Below are 26,889 nucleotides of genomic sequence, written 5' to 3' on the forward strand. Positions count from 1 at the left end.
AATCAGTGGCCGGCAGAAGACATGTCGCCGGATTGGCCGCGCGGCGTCTTGAGCAAGAGTGCGAGCGGCAGACACGCGAGCAGCGCGATCGCCAGCACGTAGAAGGTTTCGGAGTAAGTCATGACGATCGCCTGCTGACCGATTTGCATCGACAACTGGCCGAGCGCCTGCATCTTCGCGTGCGCCATGTCGCCGCCCTGCGCGAAAAAGCTGGCGGCGCTCGCGGCCATGCGTTCCTGACCGATGACGGAATTCGCCGTCAGCGATTCGCGGATCGATGCGGTGTGAAAGTCGTTGCGACGGTCGATCACGGTGCCGATGATCGCAAGCCCGACCGAACCGCCGAGATTGCGCGCCATGTTGTAGAGGCCGGCCGCATCGCCGGATTCTTCGCGCGAAACGGCGGCCATCGACGCCTGATTGAGCGGCATCATCGCGAGCATCTGGCCGAAGCCGCGCAAGATCTGCGACCAGAAGAAATCGTGGCCGACGCTTTGCGCGGTGAGCGAGATATCGAGCAGGCAGCTCGCGGCGAAGCACAGGAGGCCCGAGATGACGAGCACGCGAAAATCCACCTTGCCGAGCAGACGCGGCAGCACCGGCATGATGAGAAACGCGGGCACGCCCGACACGAGCATGATCGCGCCGGATTGCAGCGCGTTATAGCCCGCGACGACGCTCAGAAACTGCGGCAGCAGGAACGACACGCAATACAGCCCCGCGCCGACGGCGAACACGATCAGAATCACGCTCGCATAGCGCGGATTGCGCAGCAGCGACAGCCGCACGATTGGTTTCGTCGCGACGAATTGCGAGATCGCGATGAGCAGGAAGCCGAACGCCGTGACGCACGTGAGCATCACGATTTCATGCGATTCGAACCACTGATTGCGCTGGCCTTCTTCGAGCACGACGGTAAGCGAGCTCAGGCCGATGGCGAGTCCCGCTATGCCGATCCAGTCGGCCTTGAAGAACGATTCCCAATGCGACTTCTCCGCCGGCAAGCCGGTGATGAGCAATGCGACGAGCGCGAAGCCGACCGGCACGTTGACGAAGAAGCACCACGACCACGAGATGTTCTCCGCGAGCCAGCCGCCCAGCACGGGTCCGAGCAGCGGCCCGAGCAACACGATCAGGCCGAAGATCGTCATGCCGACGGGCATCTGCTCGCGCGGCAGCCGCGTGCGGATGATGGTCTGCGCGGTCGGAATCATCGCGCCGCCGGTGAAGCCCTGGCCGATGCGGCCCACGATCATCATCGACAGCGACGTCGAGAAGCCGCACATCACCGAGAACAGCGTGAAGAGCACCGCGTTGCCGAGCAGAAAATTGCGCAGCCCGAACACGCGCGTGAGCCACGCGGCGAGCGGGATCATCACGATTTCCGACATCAGGTAGCCGGTAGAGATCCAGGTCCCTTCGGTGCCGGTCGCGCCGATTTCGCCTTGAATCTGCGGCAGCGCGGAGTTGGTGATGGAAATGTCGAGCGTGGCCATCAGCGCGCCGAGCGCGCCGGCCGTGACCGCGATCCAGTCGGTCGCGCTCGCGCGATGCGGATGCGCGGCGGCCTCAGTCATGGCGATTTTCCGCCGCGATGCGATGGCTGTCGTCGGTGGCGGTTTTGGTGTCGACATCGACCGTTACCGAGAGGCCCGGCAGCAGCACCTTGCGCGTTTGCGGACCCGTATCGACGCGAATGCGCACCGGCACGCGCTGCACGATCTTCGTGAAGTTCCCGGTCGCGTTCTCCGGCGGCAGCAGCGCGAACTGCGCGCCGGTGCCGGGCGCGAAGCTTTCGACGACGCCGTGCAACTCGGTGCCCTTGAGTGCATCGACGTGCAGCGTCGCCGGCTGGCCGACGCGCATGCGCCCGACCTGCGTTTCCTTGAAGTTCGCTTCCAGATAGAGCGCCTCGACCGGCACGACCGTCATCAAGCGCGTGCCCGGCTGCACATACTGGCCGACGCGCACGGTGCGATCGCCGACGCGCCCCGCGACCGGGCTCACGAGCGTCGTGTCGCTCAGATCGAGCTTCGACTGATTCAGTTGCGCCTGCGCCGCTTCGACTTGCGCGCGCGCCTGCGCGATCTGCGCTTCGGTCGCGCCGATCTGCGTCGATGCCGAACGCGCGGCGGCGAGATTCGCGGCAAGCGTGGCGCGCGCCTGATCGCGCGTGGAGACGAGGCTCGCGAGACGCTCGGCGGTTTCGGCGCCCGTCGCGACGAGCGGACGATAACGGTTCACGTCGTCTTCCGCATGCGCGAGGCTTACGCGCGACACTTCGGCCTGCGCCTTCGCCTGATCGGCGTTGGCGTGCTGCTGCTTCAGCTCGGCTTCGGCGCGGTCGATGTCGGCGGCGCGCGCATCGAGCGCGGCCTTCGCCTGATCGAGCGAGGCCTGATACTGCCGCGTATCGAGCCGCGCGAGCGGCGCGCCGGCCTCGACCGCCTGATTGTCGGCGACGAGCACTTCGGTGATATAGCCGCTTACTTTCGGCGCGATGGTGACGCTGTCGGCCTTGAGATAGGCGTCGTCGGTGGTTTCGACGAAACGGCCGACCGTCCACCAGCGCACGCCCCATGCAATGCCGGCGACGACCGCGACGATGCCGATTGCAATCAGCAGGCGTTTGCGTGACGGTTTGCGTTCGACGGCGTCGGCGGGTTGGCCGCCGTGCGTGGGCGCTGTGACTGACATGTGTTCTCCGGGAGCTTTCGCGCCACCGCGCGGGTGCGGTAGCCTTCGATGAATGCGGGACGGCGAGGGCGTTGCGGCCAGAAATGACTACGATGTCACCGCGACGCGCTCGCCAAACTAGACGATGCCGTCTAGTATGCACGAATCTAGACGCGAGCGTCTAGTTTGACCTTGCTCGAGGAGAGACAATGAAGAAGGCTCGCGCCGACAATGAAAGCGAATTGCAGGATCCGGAGCGCGCCAGCACGGCTCGTTCGCCCTTGCAGGCGCGCGGGCGCGCGCGCATCGAGGCGGTGCTGGATGCGACCGCCGAGCTGATCGTCGAAAAGGGGTTGGAAGGCGTGACGATGCACGGCGTCGCGCGGCGTGCGCAAACGCCGATCGGCTCGATGTATCACTTCTTTCCGGATCGCGACGCGTTGCTCGCCGCGTTGTGGGACCGCCACGCGGCGGCGCTGCAGGAACTCGAAGACGAACTTGCGCGGGTCGACAGCGAGACCTGGCGGGCGTTGTCGGCGGAAGCGGTGATCGATCGGATCATGTCGCCGCATATCGAATATTTCGACCGCAAGACCGATCTCCTGATTCTGATGTCGGTCATGCCGCACGATGAAGCGAAGAAAAAGCGCAAGTCCAGCATGATGCGCAAGGTGATCGACGCGCGCATGCCCGGCGTGAAAGCGTCCGAGCGCGAACTGTACGTGGACATGCTGCACGCGCTCGCGAGCGGCGCTCTGGCCGTCAAGCTGCGTCCCGCAATGGGCGACGTGCAACTGGCGCGCCGTTATCTGCGCGAGGTCAAGCGGGCGCTCGCCGCGTATCTCGCCGCCGTGGAGGCGGCGGTGCTCAAATGATGGACGGGCCTTCCAGTCTCTATCGGCCATGATTCGTCGTATTTTGTCCGACGATTCGACGGAAACGGCCATGCGCCATATAGGGCGATTATCTTTTCATCGCAACAACGGCGCGGAAACGGGATAATGACTTGTCCAAAGAAAACATGCCGAGCACAAAAAGCAGGCTCCACGAATGACGAGGGTCGGTCGGGGTGCCTGCGCTCGGTTAAACACGGGTCATAAATGTCCAACAGTCCAGCCAGCATTCAAGGCGATTTTCTCAACGCGCTGCGCAAAGAACGCAAGCGGGTTTCCATTTATCTCGTTAATGGGATCAAGCTGACGGGCCATATCCAGTCGTTCGACACGTATATGGTCTATCTCAATTCGACGAGCGGAAACCAGGTTCTTTTCAAGCACGCGATTTCCACCATTTGCGAAGATCACGGCGCGCCCGGCCGGCCGAATCATCGCGAGAGCCGTGGTCCGGGCGACCGTCCGCCGCGTCCGCCGCGCAGCTAGTCCGGTCTCGCGCGCAAGTTGGCCCAAGCGACGCGCGCGTGAGCTTGCTCACGCGCGTCGACCGGCCGACTATCCGCGCGCCACGATCGCGTGGCGCAATTCCTGATAGCCGCGCAATCCCGCCACGCCGAGCTCGCGGCCGATTCCGCTCAGTCCGAGTCCGCCCCAGCACGCCTGCGGGAAGATCAACTGCGGTGTGTTGATCCACACGAGGCCCGCGCGCAGCGCATGGCGAAAGCGCCGTGCGGCGTCTTCATCGCGCGTCACGACGGTTGCGACGAGCCCATAACGCGTGCCGTTGGCGAGCGCGATGGCTTCATCGTCGGTGCGGAACGACTTCACGCACGCGACCGGCCCGAACACTTCTTCCGTCCAAAGCACGTTGGCGGCATCCGGTTCGGCGACGACGACCGGCGCCATGAAAAAGCCGTCCGCGCAAGCGCCGTCGAGCGCGCCGCGGAACGCGATGCGCGCGCCGTCCGCCACGCCCTGCTCGACGAGCGCCTGCACGCGCGCACGCTGCGCATGCGATACGAGCGGGCCCATGGCGGCATTTTCGACGTGCGGCGGCGCAATCACGAGCGCGCGCACGGCCGCTTCGAGCGCGGCCACGAACTTGCGATAGACCTCGTCGTGAACGAGGATGCGCGACGTCGCCGAGCACATTTGCCCGGCGTTCGTGAACGCGCCGCCCATTGCGAGCGCGACCGCGTGCTCGATGTCCGCATCGGCGCGCACGATCAGCGCCGATTTCCCGCCGAGTTCGAGCGTCACGCGCTTCATGTCCTGCGCCGCCGTCTGCATCACCTTGCGGCCGACGCCCGTGCTGCCCGTGAACGAAATCTTGTCGATGAGCGGATGCGCCGCGAGCAGCGCGCCGACTTCGCCGCCGCCGTTCACGATATTCACGACGCCATCTGGCACGCCCGCCGCCGTCATGATTTCCGCGAGCAGATGCTCGACCGGCGACGTCAATTCCGACGGCTTCAGCACGGCCGTGCACCCCGCCGCGAGCGCGGGCGCGATCTTCCACGCGGTCGTGACCATCGGGAAATTCCACGGCACGATCAGCGCGGCCACGCCGACCGCTTCGTAATGGCGCTCGCCCGTCACGGCGTCGTCGGGCAATGTCAGCGTCTCGGTCGCAAAAAGCGATGCGTCCGCGCACAGGTCCGCGTAGTAGTCGAACGTGGCGATGGCGTCGCTGACGTCGGTGTCGGCTTCGAGCGGAGGCTTGCCGCTGACTGCTTGCTGCATCGACGAAAGACGCGTGCGGTTCGCAGCGAGCGACTGCGCGATCTTGCGCAGCACCTCGCCGCGCGATGCGGGCGTGCGGTTGCGCCATGCATCGAGCGCGGCGTGCGCGGCACGCACGGCGGCATCGACTTGCGCGGCGTCGGCATGTTCCTGCCAGCCGATGACCGCGCCCGTCGACGCGTTGTGGATCGCGTTGCCCGCTTCCAGAACCGATGCGCCATAGCGCGTGCCCGCGATCGTCGCGGCGGGCAGAAGAATCGAGTGATTGTCGCGGATATTCATGATCGTCCTCGATGGTTCAACGGTACGCGACGCCCGGCATCACGCAGAGCATCTCGAATGCGAGATTCGCGCCGACGAGCGCCGTCGTTCCGGCCTGATCGTAAGGCGGCGAGACCTCGACGAGATCCGCGCCCACGACATTCAGGCCCTTCATGCCGCGCACGATTTCAAGGCCTTGCTGCACGGAAAGGCCGCCGATTTCCGGCGTGCCGGTGCCGGGTGCAAACGAGGGATCGAGCCCGTCGATATCGAAGCTCAGATACACCGGTGCGTCGCCCACGCGCGCGCGGACTTCTTCCATCAACGGCGCGAGCGACCGGTTCCAGCACGCTTCGGCCTGCACGACGGTGAAGCCCTGCTTGCGGCACCAGTCGAAGTCGTCGGCGTGATAGCCCGTGCCGCGCAGACCGATTTGCGTGACCTGATCGCAGCGAAGCAGGCCGTCCTCGACCGCGCGTCGAAACGGCGTGCCGTGCGCGATCTTCTCGCCGAACATCGTGTCGTTGACGTCCGCGTGCGCATCGACGTGCACGACCGCGACCTTGCCGTACTTCTTGTGCAGCGCGCGCAGGATCGGCCACGCGATCGTGTGATCGCCGCCGAGCGTGATCGGGCGACAGCCGCTCGCGACGATCTCGTCGTACGCCGATTCGATCAGCCGCATCGAATCCTTCAGGTCGTAGGGATTCGTCGCGACGTCGCCGATATCGGCCACTTGCAGCGAATCGAAGGGCGCGGCGCCCGTCGCCATGTTGTACGGACGTAGCAGCACCGATTCCGCGCGGATCTGGCGCGGCCCGAAGCGCGCGCCCGAACGGTTCGACGTGCCGATATCGAGCGGCACGCCGACGAAACACGCGTCGAGACCAACGGTGCTCGCCGCCTGCGGCAGCCGCATCATGGTCGCGATGCCGGCGAAGCGCGGCATGTCGTTGCCGCCGAGCGGCTGATTGAGTTCGCGCTGCATCGATACATCTCCCGTCATCGTTGTAAGGACGGGGCGATGTTAGGCGAGGCGAGCGCCGCGCGAATCACGAAATGGAGATGTTCACATCGAGCCGGTTCGATGTGAACGCGGCTTCAGGTGGCGTGCAGACGAGGATGCTCCTGCCCCCACGCGATCAGATCGCGCTTGGTCCGCACGCCGAGCTTCGCGAACGCGCGCTTCACATACGACTCGGCCGTACCGATTCGCACACCGATGATTTCCGCCGCTTCGGGCACCGTGCGGCCCGTAATCAGATGCGTGCAGATCTCGTATTCGCGCTTCGACAGACGCACGCGATCCTCGGCGATGCGCGCATCGAACTGAGCGAGCGGATGCAGGAACGACGTCGGATGCGCGACGCGTTTCGCGGCGCTCGTCGAAGCATGCAGCTCCAGCAGCGGAAACAGGAACTCGCTCACGTTGCGAAAGCGGTTCATCTCGGCGAGCGTGAACGGCGGCGCATCGAGCGCGCGTTCGAGCGCGATGGAATCCTGCGCGTGCGGCGTGCCGCGCGCGAGCACGCATTCGTGCGCGATCGACGCTTCGTCGAAGAGCCGCTGACGGAATTCGCCCGGCGGAATCGCGCCGATATCGCGCACGACGAGCATCGTCCCGACCTTGCCGCGAATGCCCGCGAAGAGCGGATCGCTGTCGTAGAAGCGGTCGTAGTACAGCGTCATGACATCGGAGATCACGCTCGTGTCCATGCCGACGCCGCTGCTGCCGATCCACTCGCAGCGAAACCCCGTGGGCTTGCTGCGATCGACGCGCGAACGTTCGATGTGCACGACATTGAGCGGCACGACTTCATTGAGAAGCAGCGTGAGACGCGGCACGAAATCCGGCGTGCCGACAGCTTCGATGACTTTGCCGAGCGTCTTGAAAGACAGCGGAAACGCGGCTTGATCCTGATTGAGCGGGGGTACGTTGAGCAGCATGGCGCGCCCCAAAGAAAAGGCTGTCCGATTGTAGATCAAGCGCCGTATCGCCCGCCAGACGGGGATTTCGAGGTAACTAGGTATTTACCCGCAGACCGCTGAAACGCGGCTTGTCCCCCCTGCGGGGGGGCATACCGGGGCATGTCGACCCGGTAACTTTGGCGCACCGATTCATTGAAAACGACGCACCGAAGGAAACACATGAGCAAGCTGATTTAGGACATCGCGCCGCTGGGCGCTGGCATCGGGCAATTCACGCAACTCGATTACGGCATGGACGAAAGCGACTGGCGCGCGGCCGAAGGCAAGACCGGCAACTACGTGATCGGCTGGTGGGAAGGCAAGGTCGGCGCCGTCGATTTCCCCGCGACCACCGCCGACGAAGCCGTCTGGCTTGTCGAAGGCCGCATCGCGCTGACCGATATGAACGGCGCGCGCCGCGAGTTCGCGGCGGGCGAGGGCTATCTGCTGCCGGCCGGTTTCGCGGGCCGCTGGGAAACGATCGAGGACGCGAAGAAGTTCTACGTCGTGCTCGAACCGCAGCAATAACGTCGCGCACCGCGCCCGAGGAGGAGACACGTCATGAACGAAAGCGCGCAACTGTTCGAAGCCGACTTCGCCGCACCCGGCGCATCGCGCGATGTGCGCCGCAAGCGGGCCCGACTGACCGTCGAAGAAGCACTCGCCCGCACGAAGCTCTCTCCCTACTGGCTCGACAATCCCGCCGAGCCGCCGGCCGAACCGTCGCTCGCGGGCGAAACACGCGCCGATCTTCTGATCGTCGGCGGCGGCTTCACCGGCTTGTGGGCCGCCGTGCAGGCGAAAGAGCAGATGCCCGAACTCGACGTCGTGCTGATCGAAGCAGGACGGGTCGCGCACGGCGCATCGGGGCGCGCGGGCGGCATCATCTCGACATCGGTGATGCACGGCCTGCCCAACGCCGTGCGGGTCTTTCCGAACGATATCGCCGAGCTCGAAGCCTTCGGCCAGCGCAATCTCGACGGCTTCGAAGAGACGCTCGAACGCTACGGCATCGACGCCGATATCGAATGGAACGGCGAGATGACGGTCGCCGTCGATCCCGAGCATATCGACCATCTGCGTGCCGATTACGATCTGCACAGATCGTATGGCCACGACGTCACGCTGCTCGACGCCGCGGCCACGCGCGAACAACTCGATTCGCCGCTGTTCGCGGGCGCGCTGTGGTCGCGCAATCGCAGCGGCATCGTGCATCCGGCGAAGCTCGCGTGGGGTTTGAAACGCGCGGCGCTCGAACTCGGCGTGCGGCTTTACGAGCACAGTCCGCTGATCGACGTGATCGACGAAGGCGCGACCGTCTTCGTGACGACGCCCGCAGGCAGCGTGCGCGCGCCGCGCGTGCTGTTGGGCAGCGGCACCGCGAGAGTCGGCATTCCGGATATCAACCGGCGCGTCCTGCAAGTGCGCGATCACGTACTCGCGACCGAGCCGCTCACCGGCGAGCAACTTGCGCGCATCGGCTGGAAGCAGCGTCAGGGCATCTACGACACGCGCACGCAGCTCAACTATTTCCGCCTCACGAAGAAGAACAACATCATCTTCGGCGGCCTCGTGAGTTATCACTTCGATGGCGATCCGAATCCGCCGCGCGATCGGCAGCGCGACACGTACTACCGTCTCGCGGAGGCGTTCTACAAGACGTTCCCGCAACTGAGCGACGTGCGTTTCTCGCACGCGTGGGGCGGTCCGATCGACTACTGCTCGCGCGGATCGGTATTCGCGAAGCGCTATCTCGGCGACAAGGCCGTGTTCGTCGCGGGCTACACCGGCTTCGGCGTGGCCGCGAGCCGCTTCGGCGCGTTCATGGGCCTGAACATCCTTTTCGATCGCGACAGTCCCGAGCGCGCGCTCGACATCGCCAATCGAAGCCCGACCTACATTCCGCCCGAGCCGGTGCGATGGCTCGCCGCGAAAGTCACGTTCCACGCATTCGACGGCGCCGATGCCGAGGGCGGCTGGAAGCGCGCGTGGATCAAGGGCATCAAGGCGATGGGCTTCCCGATGTGAGCGCGACGACATGTTCTCCAATACATCCGATCTCGACCTTCGCCTCGTGCGCGTCTTTCTCGCGGTCGTCGACGCGCGCGGCATCACCGCCGCGCAAGCGTCGCTCGGCGTGCGCCAGTCGACCATCAGCTCGCAGCTTTCCGCGCTCGAGGCGCGCGTCGGCTTCAGGCTGTGCGAACGCGGACGCGGCGGCTTTCGGCTGACGTCCAAAGGCGAGCGTTTCGTGATGTCGGCGCGGGCGCTGATCGGCGCGACATCGCAATTCGTCGCGCAGGTGCGCGACATCGATCGCAAGCTGGTCGGCACGCTGTCGATCGGGTTGATCGGACAGGCATCGCATGTCGAGAACGCGCGGCTCGCGGAAGCTATCGGCGCATTTCGCAAGCGCGATCAGGCCGTGCGTTTCGCGATGCACGTCGCGCCGCCGCAGGAACTCGAAGAAAGCCTCGTCAATCGCGAACTCGATCTGGCGATCGGCTATTTCTGGCATCGCGTCGCGGGGCTGTCGTACAGCAGGCTGTTCAACGAGCGGCAAGTGATCTGCTGCGGGCGCGGACATCCGCTCTTTCATGCGGACCCGCTCGTGACGCTCGACGATCTGCGCGCGCACGACTGGATCTGGCGCAGCTATCCGGTGCCGGAAGAACTCGCGGGCATCGGCGAGCGGCGCGTGACGGCGATCGCGGACAGCATCGACGCGGCCACCGTGCTGATCCTGTCGGGCAGTCATATCGGCTATTTGCCCGCGCATCACGCGGACGCCTTCGAGCAGCGCGGACTGATCCGCGTGCTGGGACGCACCGCGTTCGGCTTCGACGTGCCGCTGCATCTCGCGATGAAGCGCGACATGGCCGACAAAGCCATCGTTCGAGCCTTCTGTGAAGACCTTTTCGGCGTCTATGGCGCGCGCGAGATTCATCACGATGAGCCTGAACGCGCGGTAGCAACGTGCCCGATGTGAACGCCTTGACGACGCCTTGATGACGCATTACGGCGCGCATTCCGACGCAACGGAATGACCGCCGATAACAATGGAGCGAGACAACATGGCAGACAACACCAGCGACAGCACCAGCATCACGAAGATCGAAACCTACGGTTTCGAGCGCATTCCCGACGCTTCGCGATCCGCGCGGCCCATCGATCTGTTCCGCCTGCTGTTCGGCGGCTGCAATACGTTTTCGACTTCGGTGCTCGGCAGCTTTCCGGTGCTCGTCGGCCTTTCGTTCGAAGCGAGCGTGTGGTCCATCGTGATCGGCGTGCTCGCGGGCACCTGCATGCTCGCGCCGATGAGCCTCTTCGGGCCGCGCAACGGCACGAGCGATCCGGTGTCGTCGGGGGCGCACTTCGGCATTCATGGCCGCATCGTCGGATCGTTTCTCGCGGTGCTCACATCGGTCGCGTTCTTCTCGCTCGCCGTATGGAGTTCGGGCGATGCGCTCGTCGGCGGCGCGCACGACATGATCGGCTTGCCGGTCAATCCGTGGACGCTCGGCACGGCGTATCTGGTGTTCGCGGTGCTCGTGCTGATCGTCTGCATCTACGGATTTCGCTTCATGCTGTGGGTGAACAAGATCGCCGTGTGGGCGGCGAGCCTCATGTTCGTGCTCGGCGCATTCGCGTTCGCGAAGCCTTTCGACGTCCACTACGCGGGCGCGCTTCAGCACGGCAGCGCAGGCTTCTGGGCGGCGTTCGTCGGCGCGGCGCTGGTCGCGTTGAGCAATCCGGTTTCGTTCGCGTCGACGCTCGGCGACTGGGCGCGCTACATTCCGCAATCAACGCCGCGCCACCGCGTGATGGGCGCCGTGTTTCTCGCGCAGATCGCGACGTTCTTGCCGTTCCTCTTCGGCCTCGTCACCGCGACGATCATCGCGACGCAAGCGCCGAGCTTCATCAGCTCGAACGACTACGTGGGCGGCTTGCTTGCGGTATCGCCGCGCTGGTTCCTGTTGCCGATGTGTCTGATCGCGATCATCGGCGGACTGTCGACGGGCACGACCGCGCTCTACGGCACGGGCCTCGACACGTCGAGCATGTTCCCGAAGTTCCTCAACCGCGTGCGCGCGACGGCGCTGATCGGCCTGCTCGCCATCGGCTTCATTTTCGTGGGGCGTTTCGCGTTCAACCTCGTGGAAAGCGTGGCGACGTTCTCGACGCTCATCTGCACCTTCAGTTGCCCGTGGATGGCGATCATGGTGATCGGCTTCGTGCAGCGCGGCGGTTTCTATCTGGCCGACGATCTGCAAGTGTTCAATCGCGGCGGGCGCGGCGGCCACTATTGGTATAGCCACGGCTGGAACTGGCGCGCGATGGGCGCATGGCTGCCGGCCGCGTTCATCGGGCTGACGTTCGTGAATCTGCCGGGACAGTTCGCCGGGCCGCTCGGCGCGCTCGCGGGCGGCTGCGATCTCAGCGTGCCGGTTTCGTTCGTCGTGGGCGGCGCGCTGTATCTGACGATGCTGCGGCTCTTTCCCGAACCCGACGCCGTTCACGGTCCGCAAGGGCGCCGTCTCGTCGGCGCGTCGCGCGAATCTTCACGCACGAGCGCGCACGTTCCGATCACGGCGCGCGTGCGCGAGGATTGACTTTCATAACGCTCGTCTATTCGAACATTCGGACGATAGATTTAATCCACCGTTGATCCAGCGCTTTTCCAGTATCGGTTCAACACATGGACGTTATTGACGCGTGTGTTTCAGTGCGGATCGCAAAGGCGATTCGAGACGGAATACAATGCGTTCCGGCATTCCCCGACAGGAGACGAGATGTCCGAGCCGAAACATCCAGCCGATGCAGAAGCGCGTCGAGTCTTTCTAAAGAACGTTGCGGTCGCCGGCATGGCGACGGGCCTGTCGGGCGTCGTCGGCGATGCGCTGGCGCAGGCCGACGCGTCGCCATCGGGCGGGACGGGCGCGGCGTCGAAGCCGGCGACGCGCGCGACGCTCGACATCAATCAGCAGTACGCCAACTTCCTTAACTTCGCGGATGCACAGGACTTCGAGGACGCAACCGACGCATCGCGGCGCAGCAACATCGTCGTGATGCCGGAGGCGGGCTTGCGCGCATGGCTCGCCGGACGGATCGGCGCGCGCGCGGCGCTCGGCGATGCGCTCTTTCACGTCGACGCGCCGGCGCTCGCCGGAACGACGCTGGCGACGATGCTCGCGAGCGCCGAATCTTCCGTGGCCGACGCGCGCTGAAGGAGCGCCGATGACGGTTTTAGTCGATCATCCGGAAGGTTTGTTCGTCGTGCTGCTCGCGCTGTTCATCGGCGCGGTGGCGTGCGGCGCGCACGTATTGCGGCGCTTCGCCGTGCTGCCGCCGGAGGATCGCGAAGACTTCAACATCATCCAGACTTCCACGCTGACCTTGCTTGCGCTGCTCGTCGGCTTCAGCCTTTCGATGGCGGTGAATCGCTACGACTTGCGCAAGACGCTGGAGGAAAGCGAGGCGAACGCGATCGGCACCGAATATGCGCGCGCCGATCTCGTCGATGCCGCGACCGGCGCGAAGATCAAGTCCGCGCTGCTCCGCTATACGAAGCTGAGACTGGCGAACTACACGACGCGCGCGCCCGATGCGCTCGCGACGATCGTCCGCGATACGTCGAATGTCGAAACGGAGCTGTGGCAGCTCGCGACGCAAGTGGCGAAGGATCAGCCGACGCCCATCGGCGCGCTCGTCGTCGCCGGCATGAACGACGTGCTGAACTCGCAGGACTACTCGGAGGCAGCGCGCATCAACCATATTCCGCTGGGCGCGTGGTATCTGATGATCATCATCGCGCTGCTCGGCTGCGTGATGCAGGGCTACGGCGCGAAGGGCAAGCTGACCAAAGGGCTGCTCATCACGATTCTTCCGGCGACGGTCGCGCTGTCACTCGCGCTGATCGCCGACATCGACAGTCCGAAAGGCGGATTGATCCGCGTCGAGCCGCGCGATCTCACGCGGTTGCTGCAGTCGATCGGAGCGTGAGAGCCATGGCGCGCGTCCGGCTGCGTGCTATCTTTTTGAGTGGAAGCAGATCTTCCGCCCAGGAGAGATCGTGGACGTCGCCGCCTGGCTGCGCAGCCTCGGAATGGAACGGTACGAGCCGGTGTTTCGCGAGAACGCCATCGACGCCGACGTGCTGCGCAATCTCACCGCCGACGACCTGAAGGAACTCGGCGTCGCGCCGGTCGGGCATCGGCGCAAGCTGCTCGATGCGCTGGCCGGACTGCCGCATGCGTCCATCAAACCGGGCGATGAAGGAGAGCGGCGGCAAGTCGCCGTGCTTTTCGCCGACCTGTGCGGCTTCACGCAGATGAGCCGGGAAATCGACGCGGAAGAAGTGCTCGACGTGCTCGATCGATACTTCGAGCAGGTCGATCGCATCGTGGAGCTGCATGGCGGCCATGTCGACAAGCACGTCGGCGACTCGGTGATGGCGGTCTTCGGCGCGCCGGTCTCGCATGGAAACGATGCCGAACGCGCAGTGCGCGCCGCGCTCGCAATCGACGACGCGATGCCCGGCCTGTCGCGCGCGCTCGGTCGCGCGGTTTGCGTGCACATCGGCATTGCGGGCGGCGAGGTCGTCGCGAGCGGCACGGGCAGCGCGACGCATCGGGCGTACACCGTCACGGGCGACACCGTCAATCTCGCGTCGCGTCTCACGGACGCGGCCGGCACGGGAGAAATCCTCATATCGGAGGCCGTGCGGCGTCATCTGGCCGAGCGTCTCGATTGCGTCGAACGCGGCGCGCTGTCCGTCAAGGGATTCGCCGATCCGGTTCCGGCATGGCGCATCGCCGGCATTCGACACGCGCCGCCGATCCGGCCGATGGTCGGCCGCTGCGAAGATCTGCTCGCGTTCCGGACCGTGCTCGGCTCGTGCCGCGCGACGGGCCATGGACGCACGATCGTGCTGCGCGGCGAGGCGGGCATCGGCAAGACGCGCCTCGTCGAAGCGTTCGAAAGCGCCGCGCGGGATGCGGGATTCGTCTGTCACGGCGGGCTCGTGCTCGACTTCGGCGCGGCGACCGGACGAGGCGCGATTCAATCGCTCGTGCGCGGACTGCTCGCGCTCGACGATCCGAACGATGACGCAACGATAGGGCAGGGCATCGCCCAGGCGATCGCCGCCGGTTCGATCGATGAAGGCGATGCGCTCTTTCTCGAAGACCTGCTCGACATGCCCATGCCGCTCGCGGATCGCACGGTCTTCGAGGCAATGGACAACGCGATGCGCGTTCGCGGCCGGCGCGATGTCGTGGCGCGGCTCGTTCGTCGCGCGAGCGGCCGGCATCCGCGGTTTCTTGCCGTCGAAGACATTCACTGGTCGGATGCGCCGACGCTGGCGGACCTCGCGGCGCTATCCGCGACGGCGGCGGATTGCGCGGCCGTGCTCGTACTGACCGCGCGCCCGTTATCCGAAACCTTCGACGCGTCCTGGCACGCCGCGCACGGCGCGCCGTATTCGCTCATCGATCTCGGACCGTTGAGCGCAAGCGAGGCGCGCGTCATGGCCGAATCGTTTCCCGGCGCGACGGCGGATCTCGCGGAGCGCTGCATCGCGCGGGCGGCGGGCAATCCGCTGTTTCTCGAACAGTTGCTGAACCACGCGCAGGACGGCGCGGAATCCGGCGTGCCCGGCTCGGTGCGCAGTCTCGTGCAGGCGCGGCTCGACCGGCTCGATTCCGCCGGCAAGACCGCTTTGCAGGCGGCGTCGGTGCTCGGGCAGCTCGTCGAGAAGGATGCAGTCGATTTTCTCGTCGATGAAACCGGCGCGGGCGCCGCGCTCGAATCGCCGTCGATGGATCGCCTGGTGCGACGCCAGGGCGCCGGCTTCATCTTCCACCACGCGCTGATCCGCGACGCGATCTACGACGGGCTGCTGAAAAGCCGTCGCCGCGCGTTGCATCGTCGCGCGGCGCAGTGGTTCGGCGAGCGCGATCCGGTTCTGCGCGCCGAGCATCTCGATCGCGCCGCGGATCGCGCAGCGGCGCTCGCCTATTGCGACGCGGCGCGCGTGCAGGCGTCGGCGTATCGGCATGAAGCGGCGCTTCGGCTCGTCGCGCGCGGGCTCGAAATCGCGGATGCGGACAGCGACCGCGCCGCGCTCGAATGCCTGCGCGGCACGATCCTGCACGACGCGGGCGACATGACATCGGCGCTCGCGGCGTTCGAAACCGCGCTCGGCTTCGCCACGACCGACACGGCGCGCTGTCACGCGTGGATCGGGCGCGCGACGGTGAAGCGCGTCATCGACGATCTCGACGGTGCGTGGGCCGATCTGAATCGCGCCGCATCGGCCGCGACCGCGCAAGGACTGCTGCGCGAGGAAGCGCGCATCCATTTCCTGCGCGGCAACCTGTGTTTTCCGCGCGGCGATATCGAAGGCTGCGTGCGCGAACACGAACGCAGCCTCGCGCTCGCGCAGCAAGCGGGCGACGCGGAACTGGAGGCCGCCGCGCTCGGCGGAATCGGCGACGCGCAGTACATGCGCGGACGGATGATCAGCGCGAACGACGCCTTCAGCCGCTGCATCGAGCTGTGCCGGCGCCACGGATTCGGACGGATCGAAGTCGCCAATCTGCCGATGCACGCGATCACCGCATGGTTCGCGGGCGCGGCGAACGCGGGGCTCGATGCGGCGCTCGCGAGCGTGGCCGCGGCGGAGAAGGTCGGGCAGTTGCGGGCGCTCGCGGTTGCGCATCATGCGGCGTTTCACTGCCTGCACGATCTCGCGCAGTGGGATCGCGCGTGGGAGCATGTCGGCCCGGCGCTGCGCTGTGCGCGCGAACTGAAATCGAGGCGCTTCGAAGGCGAGGCGCTCGCGTTGCGCGCGGAATTGCATCGTGTCGCGGGACGCCGGCGCGACGCGCTCGACGATATCGAAGAGGCGCTGTCGATCAGCCGCGAGACCGGCATGACGTATCTGGGCGCCGCATATCTCGGCGTGCTGGCGCGTTCGACGGACGACGTCGCGGTCTTCGACAGCGCGCTTGCGAAAGGCGAAGCTCTGCTCGCCAGCGGCGCGGTGAGCCACAACCACTTTCTCTTTCGGCGCGACGCGATAGACGCGTGCCTCGATCGCGGACTTCTGGACGCGGCCGCGCATCACGCTGCGGCGCTCGAAGATTACGCGCGACGCGAGCCATCGCCGTTTTCGGCATTCGTCGTGGCGCGGGCGCGCGCGCTCGTCGCGCATGGCAAGGGCGACCGGAAAGCGGCGTCGACGGATGCGCTACAGCGGCTCGCGCAAGAGGGCAGGAAGCGCGGCTTGGTTTACGCACTCGCAGCAATCGATGACGCGCTGCGTCGATGAGGACGGCGATCATGTGGAACGAATGGACGCGTCGAATCAAGGTCTTCGTTCAACGCTTCTGGCAGCCGACGAGCGCATGCATGACGTGCATGCCCGGCAGCTGGGGCAATATCGCCAGCGCCGCGCACTGGATGGTGGCGTTCAAGACCGGGCTTCTGACCGGACTGCTCGCGCTGCTTCTGACCTTCACGCCCGCCGCGAAACTCTACGGAAACCGGTACGGCAATGCGGCGCTCGTCGGCGTGCTCACCGCGATCGGCGATGCGTATGCGCATCCGGGCCACTATCGTCTGCCTTACGTCGAGCATGTGCTGACGGGCGCCGTCTCCATGCTTCTCGCGCTGCTCGCTTCGTATCTGTTCGAGGACCGCGCGCGGCGCCTTCGGGTGGCGTGGCGACGCGTGTTCGGGTAGCCGGCGTCGTATGATCCGCGAGCAAGCCAATCTCGAATCAGGATCGCCAATGTCATCGAGCATCAACAAGCAGGATCTGGAAGCGATGTCGAGCTTCCGTTACGAGCTGCGCAAGTTCCTGCGCGTGTCGGAGGAAGTCTGCAACGCGGCCGGCATCACGACGCTTCAGTACCAGTTGCTTCTGCATGTACGCGGATTTCCCGAACGGCGCTGGGCCACCGTGGGCGAGCTCGCGGAGCGGCTGCAGGCCGCGCCGAACGGCACCGCGGCGCTGGTGTCGCGATGCGAGACGGCGGGACTCGTCACGCGCAAAACCGACAAGACCGATCGCCGTCAAGTGCAGGTTCACCTCACCGCGAAGGGCGAGCGGTGCCTGCTCAGGCTCGCTGCAGAACACAAGGCGCACTATGGATCGTTCGGCTGGGTGTTCGGTCCGCAGGAAGTGTGATGCAACTTTTATGTCACAATGTGCCTTAAATTTTAGGCGGCTTCCCCGATGCACATTCCTGGATTCATCGACCGGCGCACCATCCTGCGCGCGCGCAGACTGTGGCTGCATTACGGCGTGTTCTGGCTCGGCGCGATCGCGACCGGGCTCGTCGCGGTCATGTATGCACGGCTGATCGACTTCGGGTACGACGCTTTTCTGCGCGTCGTCGCCGTCTACTGGTGGTTGCCGCTGCTGCTCACGCCCGCGATCGGCGCGCTCGCTGTCTGGCTGACGCGCCGCTTCTTTCCCGGCTCCGAAGGCAGCGGCATTCCGCAGGTCATCGCGATGCTGCACGACAAGCGCGAGCTCGGGCCGCGCTTGCTCACGCTGCGCATTCTCGTCGGCAAGATCGCCATATCGTTTCTGTCGATTCTCGGCGGCTTCACCATCGGGCGCGAAGGGCCGACCATCCATGTGGGCGCGGCGCTCATGTTCAGCTTGCGCCGCTTCTATCCCACACGCTTGCGCAACATGCGCGGCGGCGCGCTGGAACGCAATCTCGCGCTCGCGGGTGCGGCTGCGGGATTGTCGGCGGCGTTCAATGCGCCGCTCGCCGGCGTGGTGTTCGCCATCGAAGAGCTCACGCGCAGCTTCGAGCAGCGCACGAGCGGCGTGCTGATTACGGCGATCATCTTTGCCGGCATCGTTTCGCTCGCGCTGCAAGGCAACTACGTCTACTTCGGCACGATCGATCTCACCGGACACTTCCCCGAATCGCTCGCGCTCGCCGTCGTTTTGCTCGGCGTGGTGACGGGCATCGCGGGCGGCATCTTCTGCTGGCTGTTGCTCAACACGGAGCGCTGGATGCCGGGCCGTCTCGCGAGCTGGCGTCAGACGCATCCGGTGGCGTTCGGCGCGGCGTGCGGGCTCGCCATCGCGGTCATCGGCGTGGTGGCGGGCGGCCATACCTTCGGTAGCGGCTATGCGGAAGCGCGCGGCATGCTCGAAGGCCACACGGAAGTCGGCGCGAGCTATCCGTTGCTGAAAATGGCGTCGATGGTCGGGTCGTATCTGCCGGGCGCGCCGGGCGGACTTTTCGCGCCGTCGCTCGCGATCGGCGCGGGCATCGGCAATGCGCTGCATCTCGTGTTCGGCAACATGGAATTGCCGATGCTGATCGCGCTCGGCATGGTCGGCTATCTCGCCGCCGTCACGCAGAGTCCGATCACGGCGTTCGTGATCGTCATCGAGATGATCAACGGTCACGCGCTCGTGCTGTCGCTGATGGCCACCGCGCTGATTGCGAGCCAGGTGTCGAAGCTGTTCGCACCGCCGCTCTACGAAGCGCTCGCGCAGAAGTACATGGGCAAGTGACGCCGCGCGTCACGATGCGAGCTTGCGCGCGAGGCAGCGCATGCCGTCGAAGATCGTCTCGGCGACGTCCATCGGGAAATCGCGTGGCAAGCGTGCGGCCACTTCGTCGATGACGTGCGGCGTGCGCGCGCCGAGTTCATCGATCATCGTTTCGACATCGTTCGCGGCGAGTCCCACGCGCCGCCCCTGCGCGATCCAGTGCCGCCGCTGAATCTCGCCGATCAGATAGTGCGCGTTCTTGCTGCGCACGGCCATCGCGAGGCGCACGCGTTGCGCGGCGAATTGATTGGCCCGCGTACCGATGACCGGATGCGCCGAGAGCACGTCATAAAGCGGCGTCGATTCATACCGGTTGCCGGGCAGATGCGCGATGCTGAAGTTCTTCGCGTGACCATCGGTGGCGGCGAGTATCCAGAAGATCATCTGCGTGCGAAAGAAGCGAAGACGGTCCTGTGCGGCGTGCGTCGATCCGGCGAGCACCTCCATGATCCGTTCGATGCCGGGACCGCCGTCCGACTCGTACTTGAGCAGCGCGGGCGTGCCGGTGGCCTGACACATGTCCTCTTGCGGCAGGCGCAGGATCCACGATTTGTCGCTCGACAGACGGCGATCGAAGCGCTCGACGACGAGCACCTTCTGATCGTCGAAGCGTTCCATTTCGCATCGCGCGATGGGCAGGCCGAACGCCGCGACGATCTTCGAGCAGAGCCATTCGTTCTCGACCGATGTACGCATGTCGGCGCGCATGTTGCCGACGAGCCCGAGCGGCAGCTTGAAGATATGCGTGGTCGGCGTGCTGCCTTCGGGCAGAAGCCAGCGCTTGCCGTGACGCAGAAGCGCGGTCTTTTCCTGCGCCCCGGCGATGGACAGGCGCAGGTCGTCGACCGTTTCGTGCTGGCCGAGTTGCGGCGCCGATGTGGTCTCGCGCAACAGACGCGCGATCTGCGATGCGGTGAGCGCACGGCCTTTTATGGTGTCGAGATCGACGGGCGCTTCGCCGGGCGGCAGCATTTGAAGGGCGCCGACGCAATCGCGGCCCAACTGCGCGAGCAACTGGAACGGCGCCGTGCCGCCGGTGCGGAATCGCGTGGCGATGCGGCGGCGGATCGGCTCGCTATCGGGCAGGAGATTGTCGAAGAAGTCGGTGACGACTTGCCCGCGCCACGGCTGATTGCCCGGCGTGAAGGGCAGCGACAGCGATAGCGGACGGCCTTGAGGATCGGCGATCCAGTCGTCGCGATAGACGAGGCGTTCGCCGGCCGCGCCTGTTTCCCAATGCCCGACGGGCAGGCCGTTCATCCACAGGTCGAGTCGGCCGGATTGCGTGCGGCGCGCCATGATTACCAGTTCTCCCGTTTCTTCGAGGCCGCAGCGGCGGCCGTGGCGCGCTTGCGTGCGGGGCGCGCGGCGGTGGCCTTGGCCGCGATGGGCGGCGGCGGGTGTATCGGCGTGGCTTCGCTCGCCTTTTCCGCTCGCGTGAGCGCGAGTTCCACGTCGAGCACGCGTAGAACCTTGAAGAGACGTTCGACGCTCACTGCTGCCGGATTGGCTTCGAGTTGCGCGTACGTCTGCTGCGTAACGCCGAGACGCGCCGCGACCGCCGCTTGCGTAAGGCCCGCCGCCTTGCGAAAGCCGATCAGGATCGGCCTGAGTTGGCTCAGTGTTTTCAGCGAATAGTCCATCGCGTGCTCCTACAGGTTTTGATCTGTAAAGCCATTTTACAGCCTCTAAGTTGTTAAGCATGAAAACAGATCATAGCCTGTAAATCGATGCGTGCCCGTCGATGCCTCGTCCTTTGGGTTTGTCCCAATGGCCTCATCGTCAAGGTCGCAACTGATGCGCGAAATGGCGGGCGGGCGTCCCGGCCTCATCACGAAGACCGGGCTCGGCACGTTCGTCGATCCGCGTCAGCAGGGCGCGCGTCAGAGTCCGTCGACGGAAGAGATGCTCGTCGAGCTGATGTATATCGACGGCGAGGAATGGCTGCGCTTCAAGCCGTTCCCGATCGATATCGCGTTCCTGCGCGGCACCACCGCCGACGAAGACGGCAACGTCACGATGGAACAGGAAGCCGTGCTCGGCGAAATGCTCGCGATGGCGCAGGCGACGCGGCGCGCGGGCGGCATCGTCGTCGTGCAGGTGAAACGCATGGCGCGGCGCGGCACGCTGCCGCCCAAGCAAGTGAAGATCCCCGGCATTCTCGTGGACTTCGTCGTCGTCGAGCCGGAGCAGCGTCAGACTTACGCGACCGATTACGATCCGAGCTACGCCGGCGAATTGCGCGTGCCGCTTTCGGAGATTCGTCCGCTGCCGTTCGGCCCGCGCAAGGTAATCGCGCGGCGCGCGGCGATGGAGCTGTATCCGCATGCCGTGTGCAATCTCGGCGCAGGCATTTCGACGGGACTCTCGACCGTCGCCGCGGAAGAAGACCTGCTCGACTCGGTGATCCTCACCAACGAGCAAGGGCTGATCGGCGGTGCGCCCATCACAGGCCGCGATTCGGGCGGCGCGCAGAACTTCGCCGCGATGATCGAGCAGCCGTCGCAATTCGACTTCTACGATGGCGGCGGTCTCGATCTCGCGTTCCTCTCGTTCGCGGAAGTCGACGCGCACGGCAACGTGAACATCAGCCGCTTCGGTGACAAGATCGTCGGCGTCGGCGGGTTCATCAACATCAGCCAGAACGCGAAGCGCGTGATCTTCAGCGGCACGCTCACCGCGGGCGGGCTCGACGTGCAATGGGAGAACGGCAAGACGCGGATCCTGCAGGAAGGCAGGCATCGGAAGTTCGTGCGTTCGCTCGAACAGATCTGCTATAGCGCGCCGCTCGCGCACGAGCGCGGCAATTCCGCGTTGTTCATCACCGAGCGCGCGGTGTTTCGTGTCGGCGATAAAGGGCTGGAGTTGATCGAAGTCGCGCCGGGCATCGATATCGAACGCGATGTCTTCGCGCAGATGGATTTCGGTCCAGCCATCGCCACCGACGTGCACGAGATGGACGCGCGCATCTTCGCGCCGCAACTCATGGGCATCAAGGATGAAACGGTGGCCCGGGAACGTAGGCATCGTTCGCAACGCATCGCCGAATGGTACGGGAGCCGCGCATGAGTGCCGCGTCGATCACGGGGCGCACGCGCTTGTACGGCATCATCGGCGATCCGATCGCGCAGGTGCGCTCGCCCGAAGTCTATACGCGCAAGTTCGCCGATGCGGGCATCGATGCGGTGCTCGTGCCGATGCACATCGAGGCAAGCGAGATCGATGCGGTTCTGCCCGCGCTGCTGCGCCTGAAGAACCTCGACGGCCTGCTCGTGACGTCGCCGTTCAAGACACGTGCGCTCGCCATCGCCGATGAAGTGCATTCGCGCGGACGGCGCATCGGCGCGGCGAACGCTTTGCGTCGCGATGACGAAGGCCGCTGGCACGCCGACATGTTCGACGGCGAAGGTTTCGTGCGCGGCCTGCTCGCGAAGGGCCACGACGTGAAAGCGAAGCGCGCGCTCGTGCTCGGATGCGGCGGCGCGGGCGCGGCCATCGCGGTATCGCTCGCGGATGCAGGCGTCGCGCACATCACGCTCTGCGATATCGATCGCGCGAAGTCTGCAACGACGTGTCCGAGCGCGCGTTCCAGCTCGAACACGGCGGTCAATGGGTGAAAGGCAAGATGGCGCCCAGCTTCGGTCCGCTCGGTCCGTGGCTCGTCACGCCCGATGAACTCGGCGACGTGCAGAATCTGCCGCTGTGGCTCGAACTGAACGGCAAGCGCATCCAGAACTCATCGACGTCCGACATGATCTTTCCGATCAGCAAGCTCGTTTCGTACATCAGCCAGTTCGTCGTGCTCGAAGCGGGCGATGTCATCACGACGGGCACGCCGCCGGGCGTCGGCCTCGGCATGAAGCCCGAGCAATACCTGAAACCGGGCGACGTGATGAAGCTATCCGTCGAAGGGCTCGGCGTTCAGGAACAGACCGTCGCGCGCTGGGACGATCAGTAACGCCGCAACCCATGCGACGCAAAAACGGCGGACATACGCGTCCGCCGTTCGCTCACGCTTCGATCAGAAGCGGTGACGCAAGCCCACGGTCGCCGAGACCTGGCTGTTCGTCGACGATGCCGACAGTCCGTTGATCGCCGCCGTGATGCCCGAATCGCCCGTATCGCTCACGTGCTGATACACGCCTTGCAGATACACGTCGGTGCGCTTGGACAGCGCGTACGCCGTTTGCAGGCTGAACTGATTCCACTTCGGATCGACGCCTTCGAGATGGCCGTCGGTGAAGGTGTACGCGCCCGACACCGACCACGCGGGCGTCAGGTTGTAGCGGCCGTTCACTTCGTAGTTGGTGAAGCGCGCGCTGCCGCCATCGAGCGTGATGCCGTTGGTCGTGCCCGATGCCGATGCGCCGATGCCCGTCGCGCCGTCGAGTCGCGTCTGCGTGAAGACGAAGCCCGCTTGCGCCGCGCCGAACGTGTAGCTCAGGCCCGCGCCGAACGTGCGCTGACGGCTTGCGCTGAACGTGGCGTCATCGCTGACTGCGCCGCTCGAATTCAGCGTCGCGCCCGCGTTGTTCAGCTGCATGTAGCTCGCCGCTACGTTCAACGGACCGTAGTTGTACGATGCGCCCACGCTATACGCGCGATTCGTCGCGAAGCCGCCCGCATCGTTCGAGAAGCCATACAGGCCGCCGAACTTGAAGCCGCCGTAGTTCAGGCTCTGGTACTTCACGGAGTTGCTGACGCGGAACGAGTTGTCGAGGTTGTCGTTGTCGAACGGGTGCGCGGCCTGCGTGCCGCCGTATTGCGTGCCCGTGAGTGCGAGCGGGCCGAGATAATCGACGACGGAATCGTACTGACGGCCGAGCGTGAGTGCGCCCGCGCGATCGCTCGACAGTCCGACGAACGCCTGACGGCCGAACTCGCGTCCGCCTTGGCCGAGCTTGCCGTTCATGACGCTGAAGCCGCTTTCGAGGGTGAAGATCGCCTTCAGGCCGCCGCCGAGATCTTCCGTTCCGCGCAGGCCCCAGCGGCTGCCGTTGACGGCGCCGCTCGTCGCCTGAACGTTATGCGCGCCGCCCTGATTGTTCGTGTAGGTGAGGCCCGCGTCGATGAGGCCATAGAGCGTCACGCTGCTTTGCGCGTGCGCCGTGCCGGCGACGGTGCCGAGCGCGGCCAGCGCGCTCAGCGTGAATAGGGATTTCTTCACTGTGGTATCTCCAAGAGAGCTTGAGGTTCTTTCCGATCGATCGGTCGACGCATCGGACGGCGGATTAAATCACGGCACATGACGTGCTTTCGTTGGACGCGAGTTACCGAATGTTGTGTAACGCGTGCGCCTGCGGAGCACAGCGAAAGAGGAATCCCTTGAGCATCAATGCGTTCGCGTGCGCGCGATGCCGCAATGCGGCGCGAATCGCGATTACCTGCGGTAATGCCTTGTGCGAATCGGAAGGACGTTGTGGTCTGCGCGCGACATCCGCGTACTGAGTAAGATGGCTGAGTGTGTCCGGATTGACATCAAGTTCAGGTCCGGATTGATGGACAATCTCGTCTTGAGGCGCGACGCCGCCCGCTCTCGAACCGGTGCAACGAAGTGAACGAATCTCAACTGCTGCTCGTGGAAGACGACCCGGAAATCAGCGAATCGCTCGCGGATTATCTGCGCGGCAAGGGCTTTCGCGTGCAGGTCGCCGGAAGCGCGGAAGCCGGACACGAACTGCTCGCGCGCGGCGGCTTCGACCTCGTGCTGCTCGACGTGATGCTGCCCGGCGAAGACGGCCTGAGCTTCTGCCGTCGCGTGCGTGCATCGGGCGGGCCGCCCATCATCATGCTGACCGCGCTGTCCGAACCGACCGACAAGGTCGTCGGCCTCGAACTCGGCGCGGACGATTACGTGTCGAAGCCCTTCGATCTGCGCGAGCTGCTCGCGCGCATCCGCGTCGTGTTGCGCCGCGGCCAGACGAACGAGGCCGCCGCGCGCGCGCCGGCAAGCGAAATCGTGATGACGTTCTCCGGCTTCACGTTCTATCCGTACCGGCGCTTTCTACGCTCGCCCGCCGGCTTGCGCGTGCCGTTGACGGGCGCCGAAACCGACTTGCTGCTCGTGCTGTGCCAGCATCCGCGGCAAGTGCTATCGCGCGAAGAACTCATCCGTCTCACGCGCGGCAAAAATTTCCCGATCGCGACGCGCTCCGTCGATCTGCTCGTGAGCCGGCTGCGCCGCAAGCTCGCGGGCGACGATCCGCTCGATGATCCGATCCGGACCGTGCGCGCCGACGGTTACGCGTTCCAGCCCGAAGTGACCGCCCAGTGATGCGCCGCCTGATGCCGCGCGTTTTCGCGACCACGCTCGGGCAGATTCTCGCGATCGTCGCGGGCTCGTCGGCGGCGACGCTGTTGCTCTTCATCGTGTTGCTGTTCTATCCCGGCGCGCCGCCGAGCCCGCCGTGGCCGTGGCAGACGTCGTATCGCATCGTCGCGCTGGTGGACATGCTGAGCGCGACGCCCGACGCGGACCGCGTGCGCGTGCTGGCCGCCGCCGGTCGCGCGCGCATGACGGCGAAGCTCGTCGACGATGCCGTCATCTGCAAAGGCTCGACGCTCGACACGCACGATCTCGAAGCCGCGCTCAGAGCGGAACTGCACGCGGGCGCGGCGCTGACGGTGCGAACGTGCGATGCGCGTCAGCCGACGCAGAATCTTCAAGTGCTGATTCCCCTCGGCCAGCGCACGCTGGAGATTCGCACCGACCGCAACGAACGCGAGCCCGATCGCTTCACGATTCCGTTCTTCGGCGCGCTCGCGTTTCTGTGCGTGGGCGTCGCGGGATTGTCGGCGTGGGCGGTGTCGCGCGTGATTCGCCCGTTGCGGCGATTGTCCGAGAAAGCCGATGCGTTCGGCCGCGACATCACCGTTGCGCCGATCGATGAAGAAGGACCGCTCGAAATCCGCCGCGCCGCGCATGCGTTCAACCGCATGCAGGAACGCATCGCGCGCTCGATGCAAAGCCGCACGCGCATGCTCGCCGCGATCAGCCACGATCTGCGCACGCCGCTCACGCGCATGCGCCTGCAGCTCGACGCCGAGAAGAAAGAGATCGAGCGCGCCAAGCTGCTGCGCGACATCGATCTGATGCAGACAATGGTGAGTTCCGCCCTCGCATTCCTCACGAGCGATGCGGGCGCGGAGAAAAAAGAGTGGCTCGATCTCGGCGCGCTGCTCGGCACGCTATGCGACGAATACGCGGAGTCGGGCGCGGCGATCCGCTACGACGGGCCGGATCAGATTCCGTTCTTCTGCAAGCCGGATGCGATCCAGCGCGTTCTCACGAATCTCATAGACAACGCCATTCACTTCGGCACGGAGATCGTCGTGACGGCGGCGCTCGATGCAGGCAACGTGGTGATCGACGTGACCGACGACGGGCCGGGCATTCCCGCCGATCGCCTTCAGGACGTGATCGAGCCGTTCGTGCGCCTGGACCCGGCGCGCGCGCAGCGGCCCGGCAGCGTGGGCCTCGGGCTGTCGATCGTCGATGACATCGTGCGTTCGCACGGCGGCACGCTCGCGCTCATCAATCGCGAGCCTTCGGGCCTGGTCGCGCGCGTGACGATGCCCGCATCGAACTGAACGTTCGCTCAGATTTCGAGCTTGTATCCGACGCCGTAGACCGAGACGATGATCTCGCCCTCGGGCCGGACGTCCTGCAGCTTGCGGCGCAGATTCTTGATGTGGCTGTCGATCGTGCGATCCGTCACCACGCGATGATCCGCGTAGACGTTATCGAGCAGAAACGAG

At 65.4% G+C, this 26,889-nt stretch carries 25 protein-coding genes and 1 pseudogene; 17 read left to right on the top strand and 9 right to left on the bottom strand.

Annotated elements, in window-relative coordinates:
• Positions 1–2: 2 nt before the first annotated feature.
• Positions 3–1,577 (bottom strand): MDR family MFS transporter, encoded by a 1,575-nt coding sequence (locus QCE58_RS15655; protein ID WP_250442145.1) that lies wholly within the window; start codon positions 1,575–1,577, stop codon positions 3–5.
• Positions 1,570–2,697, bottom strand: coding sequence for an HlyD family secretion protein (locus QCE58_RS15660; RefSeq protein ID WP_008345327.1), 1,128 nt, complete (start codon positions 2,695–2,697; stop codon positions 1,570–1,572). The genes QCE58_RS15655 and QCE58_RS15660 overlap by 8 nt, the downstream gene beginning before the upstream one ends.
• Before the next feature lie 188 nt (positions 2,698–2,885).
• On the opposite strand from QCE58_RS15660, the gene QCE58_RS15665 reads away from it, so the two are divergent.
• Both QCE58_RS15665 and hfq read left to right on the top strand, forming a co-directional pair.
• The gene (locus QCE58_RS15665; protein WP_008345328.1) at positions 2,886–3,551 is read left to right on the top strand and encodes a TetR/AcrR family transcriptional regulator; all 666 of its coding nucleotides are present in this window, start codon (positions 2,886–2,888) and stop codon (positions 3,549–3,551) included.
• A gap of 225 nt (positions 3,552–3,776) precedes the next feature.
• Entirely contained in the window at positions 3,777–4,055 is a 279-nt protein-coding gene (hfq, locus tag QCE58_RS15670; RefSeq protein ID WP_008345329.1) for an RNA chaperone Hfq, read from the top strand.
• A 69-nt stretch (positions 4,056–4,124) separates the two neighbouring features.
• Here the strand turns inward: hfq and QCE58_RS15675 are convergent, their stop codons facing one another.
• The 3 genes from QCE58_RS15675 to QCE58_RS15685 form a co-directional block, all read right to left on the bottom strand.
• Positions 4,125–5,594 (bottom strand): aldehyde dehydrogenase family protein, encoded by a 1,470-nt coding sequence (locus QCE58_RS15675; protein WP_250522628.1) that lies wholly within the window; start codon positions 5,592–5,594, stop codon positions 4,125–4,127.
• Positions 5,595–5,610: 16 nt separating this feature from the next.
• Positions 5,611–6,561 carry an agmatinase gene (speB, locus tag QCE58_RS15680; protein WP_008345331.1) on the bottom strand — a complete coding sequence of 317 codons (951 nt, stop codon included), beginning with the start codon at positions 6,559–6,561 and terminating at the stop codon, positions 5,611–5,613.
• A gap of 113 nt (positions 6,562–6,674) precedes the next feature.
• Entirely contained in the window at positions 6,675–7,520 is an 846-nt protein-coding gene (locus QCE58_RS15685) for a helix-turn-helix transcriptional regulator (RefSeq protein WP_008345332.1), read from the bottom strand.
• A 222-nt stretch (positions 7,521–7,742) separates the two neighbouring features.
• On the opposite strand from QCE58_RS15685, the gene QCE58_RS15690 reads away from it, so the two are divergent.
• The 10 genes from QCE58_RS15690 to QCE58_RS15735 all read left to right on the top strand — a co-directional run bounded on the left by QCE58_RS15690 (position 7,743) and on the right by QCE58_RS15735 (position 19,092).
• Positions 7,743–8,069: a cupin domain-containing protein gene (locus QCE58_RS15690; RefSeq protein ID WP_309779955.1), complete on the top strand. Its 327-nt coding sequence runs from the start codon at positions 7,743–7,745 to the stop codon at positions 8,067–8,069.
• A 33-nt stretch (positions 8,070–8,102) separates the two neighbouring features.
• On the top strand, positions 8,103–9,569 hold the full coding sequence (locus QCE58_RS15695) for an FAD-binding oxidoreductase (RefSeq protein WP_250522626.1): 1,467 nt from the start codon (positions 8,103–8,105) through the stop codon (positions 9,567–9,569).
• 10 nt (positions 9,570–9,579) lie between these two features.
• Complete coding sequence (locus QCE58_RS15700) at positions 9,580–10,530, top strand: LysR family transcriptional regulator (protein ID WP_250457707.1); 951 nt, start codon at positions 9,580–9,582, stop codon at positions 10,528–10,530.
• A gap of 85 nt (positions 10,531–10,615) precedes the next feature.
• Positions 10,616–12,154 carry a cytosine permease gene (locus QCE58_RS15705; protein ID WP_250522625.1) on the top strand — a complete coding sequence of 513 codons (1,539 nt, stop codon included), beginning with the start codon at positions 10,616–10,618 and terminating at the stop codon, positions 12,152–12,154.
• Positions 12,155–12,334: 180 nt separating this feature from the next.
• Positions 12,335–12,769, top strand: a complete 435-nt coding sequence (locus tag QCE58_RS15710; protein WP_008345337.1) for a hypothetical protein — start codon at positions 12,335–12,337, stop codon at positions 12,767–12,769.
• A 10-nt stretch (positions 12,770–12,779) separates the two neighbouring features.
• Positions 12,780–13,544, top strand: coding sequence for a hypothetical protein (locus tag QCE58_RS15715; protein WP_008345338.1), 765 nt, complete (start codon positions 12,780–12,782; stop codon positions 13,542–13,544).
• A 70-nt stretch (positions 13,545–13,614) separates the two neighbouring features.
• Complete coding sequence (locus QCE58_RS15720; protein WP_250522624.1) at positions 13,615–16,875, top strand: adenylate/guanylate cyclase domain-containing protein; 3,261 nt, start codon at positions 13,615–13,617, stop codon at positions 16,873–16,875.
• Between the two features lie 11 nt (positions 16,876–16,886).
• Complete coding sequence (locus QCE58_RS15725) at positions 16,887–17,288, top strand: hypothetical protein (protein ID WP_008345340.1); 402 nt, start codon at positions 16,887–16,889, stop codon at positions 17,286–17,288.
• A gap of 49 nt (positions 17,289–17,337) precedes the next feature.
• Positions 17,338–17,736 (top strand): MarR family winged helix-turn-helix transcriptional regulator, encoded by a 399-nt coding sequence (locus QCE58_RS15730; RefSeq protein WP_008345341.1) that lies wholly within the window; start codon positions 17,338–17,340, stop codon positions 17,734–17,736.
• Between the two features lie 48 nt (positions 17,737–17,784).
• Positions 17,785–19,092: a chloride channel protein gene (locus QCE58_RS15735; protein WP_250522623.1), complete on the top strand. Its 1,308-nt coding sequence runs from the start codon at positions 17,785–17,787 to the stop codon at positions 19,090–19,092.
• A 9-nt stretch (positions 19,093–19,101) separates the two neighbouring features.
• On the opposite strand, the gene QCE58_RS15740 is transcribed toward QCE58_RS15735, so the two are convergent.
• Both QCE58_RS15740 and QCE58_RS15745 read right to left on the bottom strand, forming a co-directional pair.
• On the bottom strand, positions 19,102–20,433 hold the full coding sequence (locus QCE58_RS15740; protein ID WP_250522641.1) for a type II toxin-antitoxin system HipA family toxin: 1,332 nt from the start codon (positions 20,431–20,433) through the stop codon (positions 19,102–19,104).
• Entirely contained in the window at positions 20,433–20,774 is a 342-nt protein-coding gene (locus QCE58_RS15745; RefSeq protein ID WP_008345344.1) for a helix-turn-helix transcriptional regulator, read from the bottom strand. Before QCE58_RS15745 ends, QCE58_RS15740 begins: the two co-directional genes overlap by 1 nt.
• Before the next feature lie 127 nt (positions 20,775–20,901).
• On the opposite strand from QCE58_RS15745, the gene QCE58_RS15750 reads away from it, so the two are divergent.
• The 3 genes and pseudogenes from QCE58_RS15750 to QCE58_RS15760 form a co-directional block, all read left to right on the top strand.
• Positions 20,902–22,200: an acyl CoA:acetate/3-ketoacid CoA transferase gene (locus tag QCE58_RS15750; RefSeq protein ID WP_250522622.1), complete on the top strand. Its 1,299-nt coding sequence runs from the start codon at positions 20,902–20,904 to the stop codon at positions 22,198–22,200.
• Positions 22,197–22,748 carry a shikimate dehydrogenase gene (locus QCE58_RS15755; protein ID WP_250520470.1) on the top strand — a complete coding sequence of 184 codons (552 nt, stop codon included), beginning with the start codon at positions 22,197–22,199 and terminating at the stop codon, positions 22,746–22,748. Before QCE58_RS15750 ends, QCE58_RS15755 begins: the two co-directional genes overlap by 4 nt.
• Positions 22,691–23,089 (top strand): annotated as a pseudogene (locus QCE58_RS15760) (fumarylacetoacetate hydrolase family protein); the annotation flags it as partial. The gene QCE58_RS15755 and the pseudogene QCE58_RS15760, both read left to right, overlap by 58 nt.
• Positions 23,090–23,152: 63 nt before the next feature.
• Here QCE58_RS15760 and QCE58_RS15765 read toward each other — a convergent pair.
• Complete coding sequence (locus QCE58_RS15765) at positions 23,153–24,298, bottom strand: porin (RefSeq protein ID WP_175982408.1); 1,146 nt, start codon at positions 24,296–24,298, stop codon at positions 23,153–23,155.
• A gap of 387 nt (positions 24,299–24,685) precedes the next feature.
• Here QCE58_RS15765 and QCE58_RS15770 point away from each other — a divergent pair, with 387 nt between their 5' ends.
• Complete coding sequence (locus tag QCE58_RS15770) at positions 24,686–25,405, top strand: response regulator (RefSeq protein WP_008345349.1); 720 nt, start codon at positions 24,686–24,688, stop codon at positions 25,403–25,405.
• A gap of 11 nt (positions 25,406–25,416) precedes the next feature.
• Positions 25,417–26,721 carry an ATP-binding protein gene (locus QCE58_RS15775; protein ID WP_250457701.1) on the top strand — a complete coding sequence of 435 codons (1,305 nt, stop codon included), beginning with the start codon at positions 25,417–25,419 and terminating at the stop codon, positions 26,719–26,721.
• Positions 26,722–26,729: 8 nt separating this feature from the next.
• Here the strand turns inward: QCE58_RS15775 and QCE58_RS15780 are convergent.
• The coding region (locus QCE58_RS15780; RefSeq protein WP_309779958.1) for a winged helix-turn-helix domain-containing protein at positions 26,730–26,889 on the bottom strand (160 nt) is incomplete at its 5' end.

This window comes from Caballeronia sp. LZ028 (assembly GCF_031451415.1).
Lineage (GTDB): Bacteria > Pseudomonadota > Gammaproteobacteria > Burkholderiales > Burkholderiaceae > Caballeronia > Caballeronia zhejiangensis.

Coding starts and splice junctions, on each gene's coding strand:
- QCE58_RS15755 (WP_250520470.1), top strand. CDS start 22,197: ATGAGTGCCGCGTCGATCACGGGGCGCACGCGCTTGTACGGCATCATC.
- QCE58_RS15725 (WP_008345340.1), top strand. CDS start 16,887: ATGTGGAACGAATGGACGCGTCGAATCAAGGTCTTCGTTCAACGCTTC.
- QCE58_RS15705 (WP_250522625.1), top strand. CDS start 10,616: ATGGCAGACAACACCAGCGACAGCACCAGCATCACGAAGATCGAAACC.
- hfq (WP_008345329.1), top strand. CDS start 3,777: ATGTCCAACAGTCCAGCCAGCATTCAAGGCGATTTTCTCAACGCGCTG.
- QCE58_RS15655 (WP_250442145.1), bottom strand. CDS start 1,577: ATGACTGAGGCCGCCGCGCATCCGCATCGCGCGAGCGCGACCGACTGG.
- QCE58_RS15665 (WP_008345328.1), top strand. CDS start 2,886: ATGAAGAAGGCTCGCGCCGACAATGAAAGCGAATTGCAGGATCCGGAG.
- QCE58_RS15695 (WP_250522626.1), top strand. CDS start 8,103: ATGAACGAAAGCGCGCAACTGTTCGAAGCCGACTTCGCCGCACCCGGC.
- QCE58_RS15675 (WP_250522628.1), bottom strand. CDS start 5,594: ATGAATATCCGCGACAATCACTCGATTCTTCTGCCCGCCGCGACGATC.
- QCE58_RS15730 (WP_008345341.1), top strand. CDS start 17,338: ATGTCATCGAGCATCAACAAGCAGGATCTGGAAGCGATGTCGAGCTTC.
- QCE58_RS15700 (WP_250457707.1), top strand. CDS start 9,580: ATGTTCTCCAATACATCCGATCTCGACCTTCGCCTCGTGCGCGTCTTT.
- QCE58_RS15775 (WP_250457701.1), top strand. CDS start 25,417: ATGCCGCGCGTTTTCGCGACCACGCTCGGGCAGATTCTCGCGATCGTC.
- QCE58_RS15735 (WP_250522623.1), top strand. CDS start 17,785: ATGCACATTCCTGGATTCATCGACCGGCGCACCATCCTGCGCGCGCGC.
- QCE58_RS15685 (WP_008345332.1), bottom strand. CDS start 7,520: ATGCTGCTCAACGTACCCCCGCTCAATCAGGATCAAGCCGCGTTTCCG.
- QCE58_RS15750 (WP_250522622.1), top strand. CDS start 20,902: ATGGCCTCATCGTCAAGGTCGCAACTGATGCGCGAAATGGCGGGCGGG.
- speB (WP_008345331.1), bottom strand. CDS start 6,561: ATGCAGCGCGAACTCAATCAGCCGCTCGGCGGCAACGACATGCCGCGC.
- QCE58_RS15710 (WP_008345337.1), top strand. CDS start 12,335: ATGTCCGAGCCGAAACATCCAGCCGATGCAGAAGCGCGTCGAGTCTTT.
- QCE58_RS15745 (WP_008345344.1), bottom strand. CDS start 20,774: ATGGACTATTCGCTGAAAACACTGAGCCAACTCAGGCCGATCCTGATC.
- QCE58_RS15715 (WP_008345338.1), top strand. CDS start 12,780: ATGACGGTTTTAGTCGATCATCCGGAAGGTTTGTTCGTCGTGCTGCTC.
- QCE58_RS15660 (WP_008345327.1), bottom strand. CDS start 2,697: ATGTCAGTCACAGCGCCCACGCACGGCGGCCAACCCGCCGACGCCGTC.